Genomic DNA, 15520 nt, shown 5'->3' with positions numbered 1-15520 from the left:
GGATTTTTTGAGCTACCTCTAAAACAGATTCCATGCAGGGAGGGAAGTGACTTATGAATACCATTCTACGCCCGCCGGCCGTTCCGTTGGTGACGATCGATCCTTACTTCAGCGTATGGTCGATGGCGGACCGGCTCACCGATGATTTTACGCGGCACTGGACCGGCAAACGAAACGCGCTTACCGGGATCATCCGGATCGACGGTGTCCCCTGGCGTTTCGCCGGGCTGCTTGAGCCCAACGCGGAAAACTACTACCCCGAACCGGAGGCGATGCCGCAAACCGGGCTTGAAGTGACTCCGCTTTCCAGCACTTATCGCTTTGAGGGGGCGGGGGTTCGGCTTGAGGTGAAATTTACGAGCCCGCTGCTTTTGGATGATCTTAAGCGGCTGTCGCGGCCTGCCTCCTACGTGCATTTCCGCGTTTGTGCCGTGGACGGCCGGCCACATTCCGTGCGGATCTATTTTGACGTGACCGGAGAATGGTGCGTAAACTCTAGCGATCAGAGCATCGTATGGCGGCAAGAAAAAGCGGCCGGCTTGACGCTGCTGCATGTCGGCCATGCCGAGCAAAACTGTCTGAACACATCGGGCGACGACCGGCGGATCGATTGGGGTTATTTCTATTTGGCGGCGCAAGAAGCGGCCGACACCCGCACCTTTATGGACACCGCTGCGGTCCGCAAGGCATTTGCGAGAACCGGGGAAGCGGAGCTGGAGCCTGGCTCCGTTGGAAAAGACCTGTCCAGCATACCTCAGCCGCAGCCGGTGAGGGACAGCCAGCTCGTCATGGCCAGCGTGTGGGAGTGCGGGGAAGTGACTGAAGCGGAGAAGACGAATTTGCTCGTGCTCGCTTACGACGATGTTTATGCGATCGAATATTTCGGCCAGCAGTTGGAGGCTTATTGGAAAAAAGACGGCCAAACCGCTGCGGCGATGCTGGCGGATGCGTACCGGGAGTACACCGATATCATGGAACGCTGCGACTCATTTGATCGGCAACTCCGGCAAGATGCAGTTGCCGCCGGCGGGGAAAAATACGCCGACATCCTGGCTTTGTCCTACCGCCAGGCCATCGCCGCGCACAAGCTGATCACAGGCCCGGAAGGCGAATTCCTGTTCATGTCCAAGGAATGCTTCAGCAACGGCTGCATCGCCACGGTGGACGTAAGTTATCCTTCGATCCCGCTGTTTTTGCTGTACCGGCCTGAACTCGTACGGGGAATGATGCGGCCGATTTTTCGATATGCGGCAAGTGAGGCGTGGCCGTTTGACTTCGCGCCGCATGATGTCGGACAGTATCCGCTGGCGAACGGCCAGGTGTACGGTGAGAACGCCCTGGACGGACAAATGCCGGTCGAGGAATGCGGCAATATGCTGATCATGGCTGCCGCGGTCAGTTTGGCCGACCGGAACGCGGAGTTCGTGCGGGAGCATCGGGAACTGCTGGACCGGTGGGCGGGCTATTTGCTGCAACACGGGCTGGACCCGGAAAATCAGCTTTGCACGGACGATTTTGCCGGCCATTTGGCCCGCAATGCTAACCTTTCGGCGAAGGCGGTTATGGGGGTGGCCGGCTATTCGCTGCTGCTCGGTCTGCTTGACGAACCGGAAGAAGCGGAGCGCTATAAGGCAGCGGCAAAAGAGATGGCCGCACGCTGGGCGGAACTGGCCGAGGAGCGGAGCGGCGGAAAAAATGGGGACAGCGGGGCTCACGGCCACACTGTGCTGGCGTTTGGACAAGAAGGCACGTGGAGCCTGAAGTACAATCTGATCTGGGACATTTTGTTCGGCACCCGTTTATTTGACGAGGAAATCGTGCGGCGGGAGGTGGCCTGGTATGTGTCGCGGCAGGAGCGGTACGGCGTTCCGCTGGATAACCGCGAGCATTACACGAAGGCCGACTGGCTCGTTTGGGCCGCCTCGCTGGCGGAGAACCGGGACGATTTCCTCCGCCTGATCGAGCCGCTTTGGGATTTCCTGAACGAAACGCGCGACCGCGTCCCTTTTTCGGACTGGTATGACACCCGTACGGCCCGGCAGATGAACTTCCAGCACCGCAGTGTGGTTGGCGGAATGTTTATCAAGCTGCTTAAAGAGAAAGGGTTAGGTTCGGCGGGAAAATAAACGGCACAATGAAGCCGATCTGCGGGTTGCCTGCGGGTTGCAGGTCGGCTTCGGCCGTTTCTCGAGCGGCCCAGCTGTCTGATTGGAAATATCCAATAGAATTGGAAAATAAATGGTAAATGTGGCTGCTAGATTGGATATTTCCAATAGATTGGGGTCGGCGGGGTCCCAAACGGGCGATTTGAGCGAAATTTATTGGATTTTTTCCAATGAGAGCTCAAAATTCCGTTCGATTACCGCCAATCTATTGGAATTTTTCCAATGGGCCTTGAATTTTTTAGAGTGACGCTGGCAGGGATACCGCTTCGATCCGAAGTGTGGGCGGCGGGGATCGGGCTGCGGTTCCATGCGGTGATGGAGCTTGGAGCGATCGAAACGATGAAGGAAGCGGTGAAATGCAACATCGGGATCGCCGTGCTGCCCCGGCGGAGCGTGGTGCGGGAAACCGCGTCCGGCGAGCTGATCTGCCGCGATCTGCCGGGGTACAGCAACAGCCGGCGGATATGCCTCGTGTGCCGGGAGGAAAAATCGCTGTCCCCCAGCGTTCGCAGATTTAACGAATACCTCCTGGAGCAGCTTCCGAAACATTGACCGAAAAAAGAAAACCCCTTCTCTGCCAAGAGAAGGGGTTATTGCAGCCGTATAAGGCATCAGAAGCGAAACGTTATTTTACCGTCCGCATCGTGGTCTCTGACGATCGCCCTTAAACGGAAAAGCTCCAGGCGGTTGCACTCACACTCGAGTATGCCGTGTTCTTCCCCGTTTTCCGCCGGGAAGGGGCGGAAGGCGGCGCGGAGGTTTAAATACCGCTGCAAATCCGCCTGAATTTCCTGGTAATTCCGGCTTTGGATCAGCACGGTGTAGGTAAATCTAAAGCCTTGAACCGGTATTTTTACGGCCTCAAAGGCGAGGATATATGCGATCACGGAATAGACCGCCTGATCGAAGCCAAAATGGAAGCCGGCTGCAATCAGGATCGTACAATTGAAGATCAGAATGATCCATTCCGGCGATATAATTCCAAACCGCATAAACTCTGCGGCCTGTTCTGCGGTATCCAAGGCCCCTCCGAAACGAAGTGCCAGGCCGATGCCCATGCCGAGCGACAGCCCGCCGAGCAGTGCGGCAGGAAGCTGTTCGCCGGTCAGGGACGGGTAGGGGTGCAGTATGATCGTGCCCAGCGAAAAAACGAGCAGGCCCAACACGGTGAAGATTCCGAACGTGAAGTCGATTCTTTTACGTTGAAGCAGCAGAAAAGGGACGTTAAACAAGAAAAGAAACAATCCCAACCTCATTTCCGTTTTGAAAGCGAATAAAGCGGACAATCCGGTCATTCCGCCCACGACAATGCCATGGGGCATCAGGAACAATTCCAGCCCGATGGAAGCGAGCAAGGCTCCGGCGCTCACGCCCAAACAGCGTATTGCCGCATGGCTCTGATGCCGCCCGAGGTTTATGGGGGAGCCGACGCTGCCCTTTTGCTTCAAATGAGCCCCTCCTTTCGACTAGCGTATCAACTGCTTCCACTCAATAGAATCTGCTTAATTTGCTGTTGGTGCAGCCGTTCGCCGAGAACAACAACCATCGCTTCCGCGGTCAGAAGCAAATCGGCGCCGGGGTTGACGTGTTTCGTATGGTTTTTCTCGATCACCGCGATAATGGTAGCCCCGGAGCGCTGCCGGATCCGCAGTTCGCCGATCGTTTTGCCGATCGCTTTATAGTGGGGCTCGAGTTTGTACCATTCAATGATGAGATCGCCCAGGGCCACTTCGATATTTTCCAGTGCCGTCGGCTGATACGTTACCCCTCCGATGATGGATGACACGTATCTCGCTTCGTCGTCGTCGAGCGTGACCATGGAGATGCTGGTATCGGGTTCGTCATTGTCAAAATGGTAAAGCTCGCGCCGGCCATCGTCGTGGATAATAATGGTCAGATTATCACCGCTGCGGGTTTGGATCGCGAATTTTTTACCGATTCCCGGCAGAATGGTTTCTTTGAGATTCATTTGCGTCAAGCCTCCAGTTTTATGGTCGCTTTTTAATTTTGGGTATTGCAAAACAAGCCTGAAGCTGCGGGCCGTTTGGACCGGCTTAAGGACTTTGTCAAAACCGGAAAAATGTCAAGCCATAAACATACTTGTGAATTTAATGGGCATTAGCAGCCGCCGTTTCAAAAACAGGCAAAACAACGGGCGGAATTGAACCCAGGCGGCGATCAATACCAGCACCGCTTCGGCAGGCACCTTGAAGAAGCCCTGCACGGTTCTGTCGATGAAAAGCTTGCCATGAGGCGAGGAAGCGTTGAGACGCAAAGGCGGTTTGTGAGAATGGTGGTAATCCGTTTCAAACGCCTCCCTCTCCGTGGCCTCCGAAGTGACTGGAGCCCAGGAGAAGGAAGGGAGGAGTAGGGTCAAAAACAACGAGAGCAGCAGCAGCGGGGAACCAGCAAGTTTGCCAAGCCCAGCGAACCGAACTTTCATGATGACCCCTCCTCCTAATGTAGATTCGTATTATAAGGATAGCATATATAGCGCAATTAATGAAGGAAAGGGTCTGCATCCTGCATTAGATCAGGAAGTAACGGATCAGCACATATGCGGCCGAGAGCGCTACCGATAAGATCATGAGCGGAAAACCGTATTTCAAATATTTCATAAACGAAATCGGTTCGCCTTCCTTGGCGGACATCCCGGCGGCGATCAGGTTCGCGCTGGCGCCGATCAGCGTGCCGTTGCCGCCCAGACAGGCGCCAAGCGCGAGGCTCCACCAGAGCGGCTCCAGATTGGCGATGCCCATGCTCCCCATATCCTGGATCATCGGAATCATCGTGGCGACAAACGGGATGTTGTCGAGGAACGAGGAAGCGATGGCGCTGAGCCAGAGAATCAGCATGGACGTCAGCATTGCGTCTCCACCGGTCAAATGAATGGCCCATTCGGCCAGCCGCTTGATCGTGCCGGTATCGATCAGCCCCCCCACGAGCACGAACAGTCCGATAAAGAAAAAGATCGTTGGCCATTCGACGGTTTGGAACGCCCGCTCCATCACATGCTCCCCGGTGATCAAGAGCAGCAGGAACGCGCCGGCGAGGGCGACCGTGGCCGATTCCAGGTGAAACGTCTGATGCATAAAGAAACCAAGCAGGGTGAGCCCCAAAATGACGAGGCATTTGACGAGCAGCTTTTGATTCGTAATCAGGCCGTTCAGGCTGATGTTCATGATGCCCTTTTGCAGTTCCGGCGCCGTTTGCAAACTTTTGCGGAACATTAGAATGAAGAGCGGCAGCGTCACGGCCATAATCAAAATCGCGATCGGGGCCAGGTTTTGCAGGAAGGCGACAAAGGTCAGCTCTTTCACCGCGCTGCCGATCATGATGTTCGGCGGATCTCCGATCAGGGTGGCCGTGCCGCCGATATTCGAGGCGATGACCAGCGAAAACACATACGGGAACGCCTTGACCTTCAACTGGCGGGTAATGCTGAAGGCAACCGGAACCATCAGAATGATGGTCGTTACGTTGTCCAGGAACGCCGAGCCGATCGCCGTAATTAAAGCGAGCAGCCACAGGATCGTAACCGGGTTCCCTTTGGCCTTGCGGGCCGTCCAAATCCCTATATATTTGAAAAGACCCGTTTCCGCGGTCGTGTTCACGATGATCATCATACCGATGAGCAGCCCCAGCGTGTTGAAATCGATGTGATGGATCGCCGATTCCTGATCGACGATGCCGAGCACGATCATCAGGACCGCGCCAACCATGGCCAGCAAGGTCCGGTGGATTTTTTCCGAAATAATGAGTGCGTACGTCAGCAAAAAGATGCCGATCGCCCAGATGGCTTGTTGCTCCATAATAACCCCTCCCCGACAGTTTGCCATGCCCTGAGGTACCTCTAAATTGCCATGCGGGGGCTTAAATTATGCCTTACAGGCCCGAAAAAAGGCAAAAAGAGCCCGCAACGTGGCAGGCTCCTCCGATAACTGTCATTTTCTTTTGTATAGTTGTGCTTTTCCATTATATTATCTGCCTTTTGAATTGTAAAGAAAAAACCGCACCCTTTGCCGGGCCGCTTTCTGTCCTATAGGCCGATGTCTACCTCGACTTAGGTCCAGGATGAAAAACCGTCCCCAGTCCGTTTTGAAAAACCCCGGTTCCTCCTAGAATAGAGACATAAGGTTGATCAAATGAGAGGCGGTGATAATCAATGAGAACAAATCGACCGAACGGTTTCGCACTTTTACTGATTGCCCTGGGGGTTCTGATCTTGCTCGGGAAGCTTCCGCAAATTTTCGGATTCCTGACTCCCGTTCTGGGCAGCCTTTTCGGACTGGTGATCGCGGCGCTAATGGTTGGGCTCGGGATCTACGGCATCCGCCAAGGGAATGCGTTTTTCGGATGGATCGTACTGATCATCGGCGTCATTTCCCTGATCTCCAAGCTGGCTTGGTTGATCGTTCCGGTGCTCGGCATCGGGTTAATCGTATACGGTATCTCCTCCTTGCGGGGAAGAAGGGGTTACTAATCCCGGAAATTAGCAATATCTTTTGATAATACGGATGAGCCGAAAGGTTAGGAGGGAAGGCAAACATGAGTGTATTTCGTCGGGTACGGGATATCACGGTAGCCACATTAAACGAAAGATTAGAGCAATCTCAAGATCCGGTGCGGTTGATCGACCAGTTTCTGATTGAAACCCGCCAGGAAATCGCGGAAGCGGAAAAACTGCATTATCAATACTCCGGACACGCCAAACAGCTCAAGCAGCAGGTGGATCAGGCGAAGGTGATGCAGGGCAAGCGCGAGGAACAGGCGCTGCTCGCCCTTAAAGCAGGGGAGGAGCATCTGGCTAAGCTGGCGCTTCAGGAGAAGCTGCTGTATGAGGAGAAGATCGAACAGTATTCCGAATTGTACTCGCAAAGCCTGGAGTCATTGCAGGAGCTGGAAAGCCAACTGCATGAGCTGAAAACCGAATATCAGGTCGTTTACAGCAAACGCCAGTATTATTTTGCCAGAATGGAGACGCTCCGTTTGCAGCAGCGGATGAACCAGCGGATGAGCGGTTACGGCGCGACGGATGTGCCGAAAATGTTCAACCGTTTGGAGGACCGGGTTTCCGATATGGAATGGGAGGCCCGCAGCCTTCGCGAGTTGCGGAAAGCCGGCGAGGATTTTGTCAACCAAGCCGGGTCCATGATTCAGTCGACTCTGGAACAGGAGCTCTCCCGGTTAAAGCAGAAGCTGAATAAGCCAAAAGGAGAGTAAGACCATGAACAAATTGTACCGTTCCAGAAGAGACCGTTGGATCAGCGGTTTGCTCGGCGGGTTTGGCGAGTATTTGGGCATCAGTTCCTGGGTGCTTCGTCTGCTTATGCTGATCAGTATTCCGATCACGGGCGGAACGACGGTTTTCATCTATTTTATCGCGGCCCTGGTCGTTTCCAAAGAGCCTTTTGCACCGTACGATCCATATTATAACGGCGGATGGCAGGGCGGAGGTTACGGACCTGCCTACGGTCCCAGACGTCCTGAAGGTTTCGGGGATCCGCGCTTTAATGACCGTCCTCCCTATGGCGGAGGAGGGGGCGCTTACGGCAACCGGCCGTCGCAGTACGGTTCGGGGGTGCCGGGGGCGGGTTTTTCGGCCGCTGGGGCGTCCAACCTGGATTCCATGATGGAAGATATCGAAAAGAAAGCAATGCAAAAAGAACTGGATGAGCTGCGCAAAAAGCTCTCCGACTACGAGAAGGGAGAAGTGTAAAACATGGGAGTATTTAAAAGAATTAAAGATATCACGAAAGCGTCGGTTAACGATTTGCTCGATAAGGTAGAAGATCCGATTGTGATGCTCAACCAATATTTGCGTGATATGGAGGCGGAAATCCGCGACGCTGAGGTAACTGTGGCGAAGCAGATGGCCAACGAGCGCAGAATGAAACAGCGTTTGGATGAAGCCGCCCGCATTTCCGCCCAGCGCGAAGCGCAGGCTGAACTGGCCCTTCGCAACGGTCAGGAGGAAGTGGCCCGCAAAATGCTGGAGGAGAAAATCCATTACGATCAAAAGCAGACCGAATTCGCCGAACTGCACACTCAGGCTGAAGCGCATGCCGCTGAACTGAAGCAGCAATTGCACGATATGAAGGATGAATTCTACAAGCTGCGCAACAAACGCAACGAGCTGGTCAGCCGTGCGCAAATGGCCAAGGCCAGAAAGCAGATGTCGCAAATCAGCACCCTGCATTCGATCGAAAGCGGCAACGCATCGCTTGGTTTCCACCGCATGGAGGAGAAGATCATGCAGCTGGAAGCGGAAGCCGAGGTAGCCGGCGTCGCATACCGGGGAACAACGCCTTCCACTTACATCAACCCGGCCGATGCCGAAAAGCAACTCAAGGTCGATGCTCAGCTTGAAGCGCTGAGATCTAAATTGAATGGCCCAGCGAAACCGGAGGAAAATAAGGAATAAGCTACACGTTGCTTGGGACTTGTGGTATGCTAAGTCATGGTAAAGCCATACGGTATGGAATCATGCCGTTATGGCTTTTCCGATTCTTTGAACCTGCGAAGGAGGTGCGGCATGGATAAGCGGAAAAGGTTCTTAGCCATCGGGTTGATTGGACTTGGGGTTCTGCTGATATTTGGAAAATGGCTGAGTTTTTTCACCATCGCCGCCCTCTTCTTTTTAGTCTTTGGGATTTATCGAATCCGCCGGGGAGAACAAGTGAAGACGGGGTATATATTCTTAGCGATCGGCGGCGGCATCATCCTGCTGGACAACTTTATGCTGGTTCTGGCGATCCTGATGATATCGCTCGGCTTCTATTACGCCAAAATTCGCAAAACCCAGCCCCAGGGCAATTACGTGCAGAAACAAAACATTACGTCCAGCATTCATTGGAACCGCGATCCTTGGAGCTTACGGAACACCAGTATGTGGCATGTGCTCGGAGAGCTGGACATCGACTTGTCGTTGGCCATCGTGGAAGGGCAAAGCAATATTTTGATGTTCCAGGGGATCGTCGGCGACGTGGATCTGGTGATACCGGAGGATTACGGCGTTGAAATCGAGGCGTTCGTCCTGTTCGGACAAATCGATTTTGGTCCGGACAAAGAGACCGGGATGTTGAACCGGCTGTACTGGAAGTCGCCGAATTACGACGCCCGCGAACAAAAAGTGAAAATTATGATTTCCTACCTTGTAGGAGACGTTGATATACGTTTAACTTGAGACAGGAGGATCACCCCGCATGAGAAAAAGAAAACCGAGCAATATGGTATCCCGCGGCATGCGCGGCGGAATTCTCCTGTCCGTTATTATTGTGGCAGCCACTTTTTACGTGCTGTATACATACGGATATTTTAGGCCGCAGGCGTCCTGGCCGACGGGAATCCGGGCGGGCCTCACGCTGCTCTCGCTGCTGGTCGTGATCGGAGCCGCATACGGCTTCTTTCAGGGGTACCGTCCGAAGCGGAAGATCGATGAACTGCGCGACGCGCTGCTGCAATGGGAAAAGGGCAGCCAGGTCGGCATGGTTCCGAAGCTTGGCGAGGATGAAATAGGAAGGCTTGGGGAACAGCTGGAGCGCATCGGCAAACGTTGGGAAGAGCAGGTGTCTTCCCTGCAGCGATTGTCGACGCATAACGCCCAACTCGCCGACCAGGCGCGGGTGTCGGCGATCGTCGAGGAGCGGCAGCGGCTGGCGCGGGAACTGCATGACGCGGTGTCTCAGCAGCTGTTCGCCATATCGATGACGGCTACGGCCGTCAGCCGGACGCTGGAAAAGGACTTCGACAAGGCGCAGCGCCAGGTGGAGCTAATCGAGGAGATGGCCTCCGTGGCCCAATCCGAGATGCGCGCCCTGCTGCTGCATTTGCGCCCGGTTTATTTGGAAGGCAAGGAGTTGTCCCAAGGTTTGCTTGACCTCGTCCGGGAGCTGAAAACGAAGGTGCCGATGGATTTGACGCTGGAAATGGACGAGGAATTGAACTTGGGGAAAGGGATCGAAAACCACTTGTTCCGGATTATTCAGGAGGCTATGTCCAATACGCTCCGCCATGCCAAAGCGGATAAGATGGAGATTCGCATTCATCGGCGGGGCGAGGCAGTCAAAGTGATTTTGAGGGACAATGGGGTCGGTTTCCAATTGGACGACAAAAAGCAGGCTTCGTACGGTTTGTCGACGATGCAGGAGCGCGTGCACGAGGTTGGCGGTTCGATTCAGTTCATCACCGCGCCCGGCAAGGGAACGCGGATTGAGATCACGATACCTTTAATCCATGAAGAAAGCGGGGGGACGGACAGCGATGGAGCTGGACAATGAAATCAAAGTGCTGCTGGTCGACGATCACGAGATGGTGAGAATCGGGTTGGCGGCGGTGCTGGGAACCGAAGAAGGGATTGAGGTCGTCGGAGAGGCGAGCAGCGGGGAAGAAGGCATCCGGCTGGCGCAGGAATACAAGCCCGACGTCGTGCTGATGGATTTGGTCATGGAAGGGATGGACGGCATCGAGGCGACCCGGCAGCTGCTGAAGATATACCCGGAATGCAAGGTGATCGTGCTGACCAGCTATCTTGACGATGAGAAGATGTATCCGGTGATCGAGGCAGGCGCGTTCAGTTATCTGCTCAAAACGTCGCGCGCGTCCGAGATCGCCGAAGCGATCCGCGCCGCGGCCCGCGGCCAGTCTGTGCTCGAATCGCAGGTCGCCTCGAAAATGATGAACCGGTTCCGCCAGCCCAAGGTAGAGGCGCCGGCCCATGAGGAGCTGACCGAGCGGGAGATGGACGTGTTGAGTTTGCTTGCCCAAGGCAAATCCAACCAGGATATCGCCGACGAACTGATCATCGGCGTTAAAACGGTGAAATTCCACGTGACAAACATTTTGGCGAAGCTGGGGGTCGAGGACCGCACCCAGGCGGCCATTTACGCATACAAAAACGGCTTGGCGGAGTGATGGACTTCGCCAAGCCGTTTTTGCGGTTTGCGGGATAACTCTAGTCGCAATGCTGTATCACGAAATGCTGCACCACTAATGCTGCGCCACTAATGCTGCGCCGCGATGTGGTACCAGGCTAACGGACACCGGAGACCTTAATCGGCCTCAAACGGCGGTTTTGGAATTTTAACGGACTCAGGAGCCTTTATTACACGCAAAACTACGAAATCTGCGTAATTTTGCGTGTAATAAAGGCTGTGGTGTCCGTTACAGCGGGAAATGATCGGGAAATGAGCAAATAGAGTCATTTGAGTCCGTTAGAAAATAGAGAGTGGCAGGATAATCGGCTGGGGGCTGGCGAATCTGTATATTACTAGAAATGTGTGTGGCCATTCGATGACTAGGGAGGCGAAAATGATGCAAAACCGCAAGTTGTGGAGCTATAGCCTGATCGTTATTGTTTGCGCGTTGCTGCTAATTGGACTGCAGTGGTTTAAAAACGAGCAATCCGGTGGTCCGGCCACGGCAGGTGATCCGCTGTCTGCCGGAGATTCGCTGCAAGCCGCTAGCGGGCAACTGGAGAAGCTGCTCGCGATCGGGACGGCGTTGACGCCGGACCCTTACCTGGTTACGGTCAAGTGGCAGGGGAATTGGGAAACGCAGCTTGCGGAGGAGGAAGCGGCTGGGGCGCTTGCCACCCGGCTAGGTCTTTCCGAACCTCAGACGGAAAATGTTCAGGGTCATACCGTGTACAACGCCAACGGTTCCAACGAAGGCGTTCGCCTGACGCTGGACGTTACGGCGCAGAGCGAGGGGCAGTATTACGTCGTGCTGCGGCTTGAAGGCGCCGGCGGCACGGCGGGAAGCGCGGAGCGTCTGCTGAACGTTCAACAGCTTGCCGGCGAATCCCTGGCCGATGAAGGCGTGCGGATCGGCTGGAACGCGGCCGTTCAGGGCATTGGGCTGGCGAGGACAGGTGCAGGTAGGACGGAAAGCGAACCGGCAGAGGGCGAACCTAGCGAATCGCAGGCGGGTGCGGCAAGCGAGTCCCAGTCAAGCGTAACGGGCGAATCGCCGCAGGGCGTAACGGGTGAGTCCCCTCCGGGCGTAACGAGTGATTTGCCGCAGGATGCGCCAAGCGAACCTGCATCGGCGGATCGGACCGTTTCCGCGGTGCTTGCGGGATTGGAACAACAGATCGAGGATGAGTTGGGCCAGAAGCTGGAACGTGTGGAAGGCTTTGAAGACGAGCTGACAGCAAGCAAATCTTACGCTGTGCCGGGGTTTCCGATTACGGCGCAAAGCGGGAAACGTCAGGTTGCGCTGCAACTGGCCGCCCACCGCAATGCGGACACGGGCATGGACGAGATTGCGGTCGGGTCGCCGTTGTTGACGGTGGAGTATTAACGGCCCATAGGCCCGCATTGTGATTGAGTATAAAACAACTAAGTTGGCTGGAATCCGTTGTTAAGGAGGGTTCTTTTTCGAATATAGAGGGGTAAAGGAAGATGAAAGAACGAACAGGCAAGCAAACAGGCAACTCGAAACAGGTTCAGCGGCAAATTGAAACGAACCAAATCCCGGCTGACATTCCGGCTGACATTCCGGCGGAAATTACAGTCTATGAAACAGCGGAGCTATACGGCGAGAGAGGGCGCTTTCGGGTGCTGCAATTTGGCGACGGGGCTGTGCAGGGGGCGATGGATATAAATCGGCCGGAACGGATCATACTAGAATATCCGTGGGCGATGCTTCATTTGCTGGAGCATAATGTGCCGGATTATGACAAAGTGTTTATGATCGGCCTGGGGGCGGGGACATTAGCGGCTCATTTGGAGGCGGCGGGCAGACAGGTGCTTGTTGCGGAGATCGATGAGCGTGTGGCCGACTTCAGCCGCAGTCATTTTGGGTATGCCGGGAGCACCGTGCGGATCGGCGACGGGCGGCGGATTCTGGAGGAGCAGCCGGCCGCCGGTTTTGACGGCATGATTATCGACGCTTTTACGGAAAAAGGAACCCCGCGGCATCTCATTTCCTCGCCGTTTTTCGGACTGGCGGCGGAGAAGCTTCGTCCCGAAGGGATCGTTCTGCTTAACGTGTTTGGCAGAAGCAAACATGATGAGCTGATGGCGGCGATCGTGACGACACTTCAGGTGCATTTTGCTTATGTTCGAGTTTTTTCCCTGCCAGCGGAGCATACTCATGATAAGAGGAATATGGTCATTGCGGGCAGCCGGCAGCCGATAGGTTATGACCGCCGCCATATGGCCGGGTTTGTTGAGATCGAAGTGCAGGAAGGATATATAATCAGAGATCGAAGCTGGTAGTCGGTTATGCTATCGAACAGGGTAGCTACATGAAAATTATATAAGTTGAACTAAAGAAAAGAGCTAGTTAGGCTAGAGGGTTCAATATTCTAAATAATAAGCACTTTATAATATTGAACCTAGGTGAAATGATTCTGAAGAAACTCAAAGCTTTCTGCAAGAAAGCTGCATCGGAAGCATATGCTTGGTCGCCTTTGTGAACGGATTTCTACATCATTCGAATTTAGTGGATTAAAGAAATCCGCGAGCAACAGCGATCGTAAGAACATTTCACACGGCTGCCCTATGCGCGTTCAATTAATAGTTCAACTTATATAGATGAAAATCAGATAAAAATTAGATGAAGTTTTCTGAAAACTTAACAATTTTTGTTGTTTTCTGAGATTAAGGTGATGGCAACATTTTGCCGAATGTGCTAAAATAGCATCACATCTCGTGATGCTTTGTAAAGAGATATCATTGATAGGGAATTGAATAAACATACACTATATTACATAGAAAGAATGAGGAGCCATGGCTGAAAATCAACATCAACAATCACCTCAGGCACCTGGGGCGGTATTTTTTATTTTCGGAGCAACCGGAGACTTGGCACGCCGCAAGCTGTTCCCCGCGATTTATTCGCTGTATCGCGAAGGCCGGCTGGCCGAGGACTTTGCCGTGATCGGTGTCGCCCGGCGTCCGCGTTTGCCGGAGGAGTTCCGCGAAGACCTGCACGCTTCGATTCAGGAGTTCTGCCGTTACAAAATCGAAGACACTGAGCAGTGGACGCGGTTTGCCGACCATTTTGCGTATAAATCGCTGGACATCAACAACGTGGACGGCTACCACGAGCTGTGCGAATTGACGGAATCGATGGAATCCCGGTTCGGCATTCCCGGCAACCGCCTGTTCTATTTGGCGCTGGCTCCGGAACTGTTCGGCAGCGTATCGTTAAACCTGAAGAAAGGCGGCATGCTGGACACCCAAGGCTGGTATCGCCTCGTTATCGAGAAGCCTTTCGGCTACGATTTGGAGTCGGCTCATAAGCTGAACGAAGAGCTGAACCAGGTGTTTAAGGAAGAGGAAATTTACCGGATCGACCACTACCTGGGCAAAGAGATGGTGCAAAATATCGAAGTGATCCGCTTCGCCAACGCTTTTTTCGAGCCGCTGTGGAACAACAAGCATATCGCCAACGTTCAGATAACCCTCGGCGAAACGGTGGGCGTCGAAGAACGCGGCGGTTACTACGATCATGCGGGCGCACTGCGCGATATGGGACAAAACCATATGCTGCAAATGCTCACCATGATCGCTATGGAGCCGCCGAGCCGGCTTTACGCGGAGGATATCCGCGACGAGAAAGTGAAGGTGCTGCGTTCCCTGCGTCCATACGAAACGGCGGAGGAAGTCAAGGCGAACGTCGTGCGCGGCCAATACACCGCCGGGGAAGCGGGCGGCAAGAAATTGCCGGGATACCGCGAGGAAGATAAAGTTGATCCGAACTCCAACACGGAAACGTATTTTGCGGCAAAAGTATTTGTAGATAATTTCCGTTGGGCCGGCGTTCCGTTCTACATCCGAACCGGCAAGCGGCTGCCCGTCAAAACGACGGAGGTGGTCGTCGAGTTCAAGCAGATGCCGACAAACGTGTATCTCGGCCAGAAGCATTCGCTGGAGCCGAACCTGCTGGTCATCCGTGTCAATCCGATGGAAGGCATCTACATCAAAATCAACGCCAAAAAGCCAGGCTCGGAGTCGCAAATCGAACCGCTGGCGATGGAATTTTGCCAAAGCTGCCTGGTCGGCATCAACTCGCCGGAGGCTTATGAGCGTCTGCTGCACGATGCGGCTCAAGGCGACTCCACGTATTTCACCCGTTGGGACGAAGTCGCCGCCGCTTGGGCGTTCATCGATCGCATCGCTGCAGCTTGGGCGCAAAACCCTTCCGACGTCAGCCCTTATCCTGCCGGATCCTGGGGTCCAAAGGAAGTGGAAGAGCTGCTGGCCAAAGACGGTTTCCACTGGTGGCCGGTCAACGGTCAAGAGGAAGACAACGTCGTTTGGATCGCCCCCGGTCAGAAGTAAACCTTTTGTAACGGCGGCGTACATTTGCGGAATATGATATATTAACCTAAAACACCTTTATGT

16 protein-coding genes are annotated in these 15520 nt (G+C 54.3%); 12 read left to right on the top strand and 4 right to left on the bottom strand.

From position 1 onward, the window contains the following. Positions 1-53: 53 nt before the first annotated feature. Together ACLD72_RS05715 and ACLD72_RS05710 are read left to right on the top strand one after the other, a co-directional pair. Positions 54-2126 carry a glutaminase domain-containing protein gene (locus ACLD72_RS05715; protein ID WP_411001802.1) on the top strand — a complete coding sequence of 691 codons (2073 nt, stop codon included), beginning with the start codon at positions 54-56 and terminating at the stop codon, positions 2124-2126. A 261-nt stretch (positions 2127-2387) separates the two neighbouring features. Next, the gene (locus ACLD72_RS05710) at positions 2388-2717 is read left to right on the top strand and encodes a substrate-binding domain-containing protein (RefSeq protein WP_411001803.1); all 330 of its coding nucleotides are present in this window, start codon (positions 2388-2390) and stop codon (positions 2715-2717) included. A 59-nt stretch (positions 2718-2776) separates the two neighbouring features. Here ACLD72_RS05710 and ACLD72_RS05705 read toward each other — a convergent pair whose 3' ends face one another. The 4 genes from ACLD72_RS05705 to ACLD72_RS05690 all read right to left on the bottom strand — a co-directional run bounded on the left by ACLD72_RS05705 (position 2777) and on the right by ACLD72_RS05690 (position 5977). Continuing rightward, positions 2777-3613 (bottom strand): YitT family protein, encoded by an 837-nt coding sequence (locus ACLD72_RS05705; protein WP_411001804.1) that lies wholly within the window; start codon positions 3611-3613, stop codon positions 2777-2779. Between the two features lie 26 nt (positions 3614-3639). Continuing rightward, positions 3640-4134, bottom strand: a complete 495-nt coding sequence (locus tag ACLD72_RS05700; RefSeq protein ID WP_411001805.1) for a cation:proton antiporter regulatory subunit — start codon at positions 4132-4134, stop codon at positions 3640-3642. Between the two features lie 114 nt (positions 4135-4248). Continuing rightward, positions 4249-4608, bottom strand: a complete 360-nt coding sequence (locus tag ACLD72_RS05695; protein WP_411001806.1) for a hypothetical protein — start codon at positions 4606-4608, stop codon at positions 4249-4251. 85 nt (positions 4609-4693) lie between these two features. Next, positions 4694-5977 carry an ArsB/NhaD family transporter gene (locus ACLD72_RS05690; RefSeq protein ID WP_411001843.1) on the bottom strand — a complete coding sequence of 428 codons (1284 nt, stop codon included), beginning with the start codon at positions 5975-5977 and terminating at the stop codon, positions 4694-4696. 353 nt (positions 5978-6330) lie between these two features. On the opposite strand from ACLD72_RS05690, the gene ACLD72_RS05685 reads away from it, so the two are divergent. From ACLD72_RS05685 to zwf, 10 genes are all read left to right on the top strand, one after another. Then, positions 6331-6648: a hypothetical protein gene (locus tag ACLD72_RS05685; RefSeq protein WP_036619784.1), complete on the top strand. Its 318-nt coding sequence runs from the start codon at positions 6331-6333 to the stop codon at positions 6646-6648. A 65-nt stretch (positions 6649-6713) separates the two neighbouring features. Further along, the gene (locus ACLD72_RS05680) at positions 6714-7388 is read left to right on the top strand and encodes a PspA/IM30 family protein (protein WP_251591583.1); all 675 of its coding nucleotides are present in this window, start codon (positions 6714-6716) and stop codon (positions 7386-7388) included. Between the two features lie 4 nt (positions 7389-7392). Next, positions 7393-7884: a PspC domain-containing protein gene (locus tag ACLD72_RS05675; protein ID WP_411001807.1), complete on the top strand. Its 492-nt coding sequence runs from the start codon at positions 7393-7395 to the stop codon at positions 7882-7884. Positions 7885-7887: 3 nt separating this feature from the next. Further along, the gene (locus ACLD72_RS05670; protein WP_411001808.1) at positions 7888-8589 is read left to right on the top strand and encodes a PspA/IM30 family protein; all 702 of its coding nucleotides are present in this window, start codon (positions 7888-7890) and stop codon (positions 8587-8589) included. Between the two features lie 111 nt (positions 8590-8700). Then, positions 8701-9351 (top strand): cell wall-active antibiotics response protein LiaF, encoded by a 651-nt coding sequence (gene liaF / locus ACLD72_RS05665; RefSeq protein WP_411001809.1) that lies wholly within the window; start codon positions 8701-8703, stop codon positions 9349-9351. A gap of 19 nt (positions 9352-9370) precedes the next feature. Then, positions 9371-10444 carry a histidine kinase gene (locus ACLD72_RS05660; protein ID WP_411001810.1) on the top strand — a complete coding sequence of 358 codons (1074 nt, stop codon included), beginning with the start codon at positions 9371-9373 and terminating at the stop codon, positions 10442-10444. Continuing rightward, complete coding sequence (locus tag ACLD72_RS05655; RefSeq protein WP_251591578.1) at positions 10428-11078, top strand: response regulator transcription factor; 651 nt, start codon at positions 10428-10430, stop codon at positions 11076-11078. Before ACLD72_RS05660 ends, ACLD72_RS05655 begins: the two co-directional genes overlap by 17 nt. Before the next feature lie 399 nt (positions 11079-11477). Beyond that, positions 11478-12467 carry a hypothetical protein gene (locus ACLD72_RS05650; protein WP_458475606.1) on the top strand — a complete coding sequence of 330 codons (990 nt, stop codon included), beginning with the start codon at positions 11478-11480 and terminating at the stop codon, positions 12465-12467. 101 nt (positions 12468-12568) lie between these two features. Then, positions 12569-13387 (top strand): spermidine synthase, encoded by an 819-nt coding sequence (locus ACLD72_RS05645; RefSeq protein ID WP_411001812.1) that lies wholly within the window; start codon positions 12569-12571, stop codon positions 13385-13387. A gap of 513 nt (positions 13388-13900) precedes the next feature. Further along, entirely contained in the window at positions 13901-15457 is a 1557-nt protein-coding gene (gene zwf / locus ACLD72_RS05640; protein WP_411001813.1) for a glucose-6-phosphate dehydrogenase, read from the top strand. Positions 15458-15520 lie beyond the last annotated feature (63 nt).

The sequence above is a fragment of the Paenibacillus lacisediminis genome (assembly GCF_046567315.2).
The sequence above is the reverse complement of the archived record's forward strand: the minus strand, read 5'-3'. Positions and strand labels throughout refer to the sequence as shown.

Excerpts from the sequence above, each read along its gene's own strand:
- ACLD72_RS05715 (WP_411001802.1), top strand. The coding sequence starts at position 54 with ATGAATACCATTCTACGCCCGCCGGCCGTTCCGTTGGTGACGATCGAT.
- ACLD72_RS05710 (WP_411001803.1), top strand. The coding sequence starts at position 2,388 with ATGGGCCTTGAATTTTTTAGAGTGACGCTGGCAGGGATACCGCTTCGA.
- ACLD72_RS05700 (WP_411001805.1), bottom strand. The coding sequence starts at position 4,134 with ATGAATCTCAAAGAAACCATTCTGCCGGGAATCGGTAAAAAATTCGCG.
- ACLD72_RS05695 (WP_411001806.1), bottom strand. The coding sequence starts at position 4,608 with ATGAAAGTTCGGTTCGCTGGGCTTGGCAAACTTGCTGGTTCCCCGCTG.
- ACLD72_RS05690 (WP_411001843.1), bottom strand. The coding sequence starts at position 5,977 with ATGGAGCAACAAGCCATCTGGGCGATCGGCATCTTTTTGCTGACGTAC.
- ACLD72_RS05685 (WP_036619784.1), top strand. The coding sequence starts at position 6,331 with ATGAGAACAAATCGACCGAACGGTTTCGCACTTTTACTGATTGCCCTG.
- ACLD72_RS05680 (WP_251591583.1), top strand. The coding sequence starts at position 6,714 with ATGAGTGTATTTCGTCGGGTACGGGATATCACGGTAGCCACATTAAAC.
- ACLD72_RS05675 (WP_411001807.1), top strand. The coding sequence starts at position 7,393 with ATGAACAAATTGTACCGTTCCAGAAGAGACCGTTGGATCAGCGGTTTG.
- ACLD72_RS05670 (WP_411001808.1), top strand. The coding sequence starts at position 7,888 with ATGGGAGTATTTAAAAGAATTAAAGATATCACGAAAGCGTCGGTTAAC.
- liaF (WP_411001809.1), top strand. The coding sequence starts at position 8,701 with ATGGATAAGCGGAAAAGGTTCTTAGCCATCGGGTTGATTGGACTTGGG.
- ACLD72_RS05660 (WP_411001810.1), top strand. The coding sequence starts at position 9,371 with ATGAGAAAAAGAAAACCGAGCAATATGGTATCCCGCGGCATGCGCGGC.
- ACLD72_RS05655 (WP_251591578.1), top strand. The coding sequence starts at position 10,428 with ATGGAGCTGGACAATGAAATCAAAGTGCTGCTGGTCGACGATCACGAG.
- ACLD72_RS05650 (WP_458475606.1), top strand. The coding sequence starts at position 11,478 with ATGCAAAACCGCAAGTTGTGGAGCTATAGCCTGATCGTTATTGTTTGC.
- ACLD72_RS05645 (WP_411001812.1), top strand. The coding sequence starts at position 12,569 with ATGAAAGAACGAACAGGCAAGCAAACAGGCAACTCGAAACAGGTTCAG.
- zwf (WP_411001813.1), top strand. The coding sequence starts at position 13,901 with ATGGCTGAAAATCAACATCAACAATCACCTCAGGCACCTGGGGCGGTA.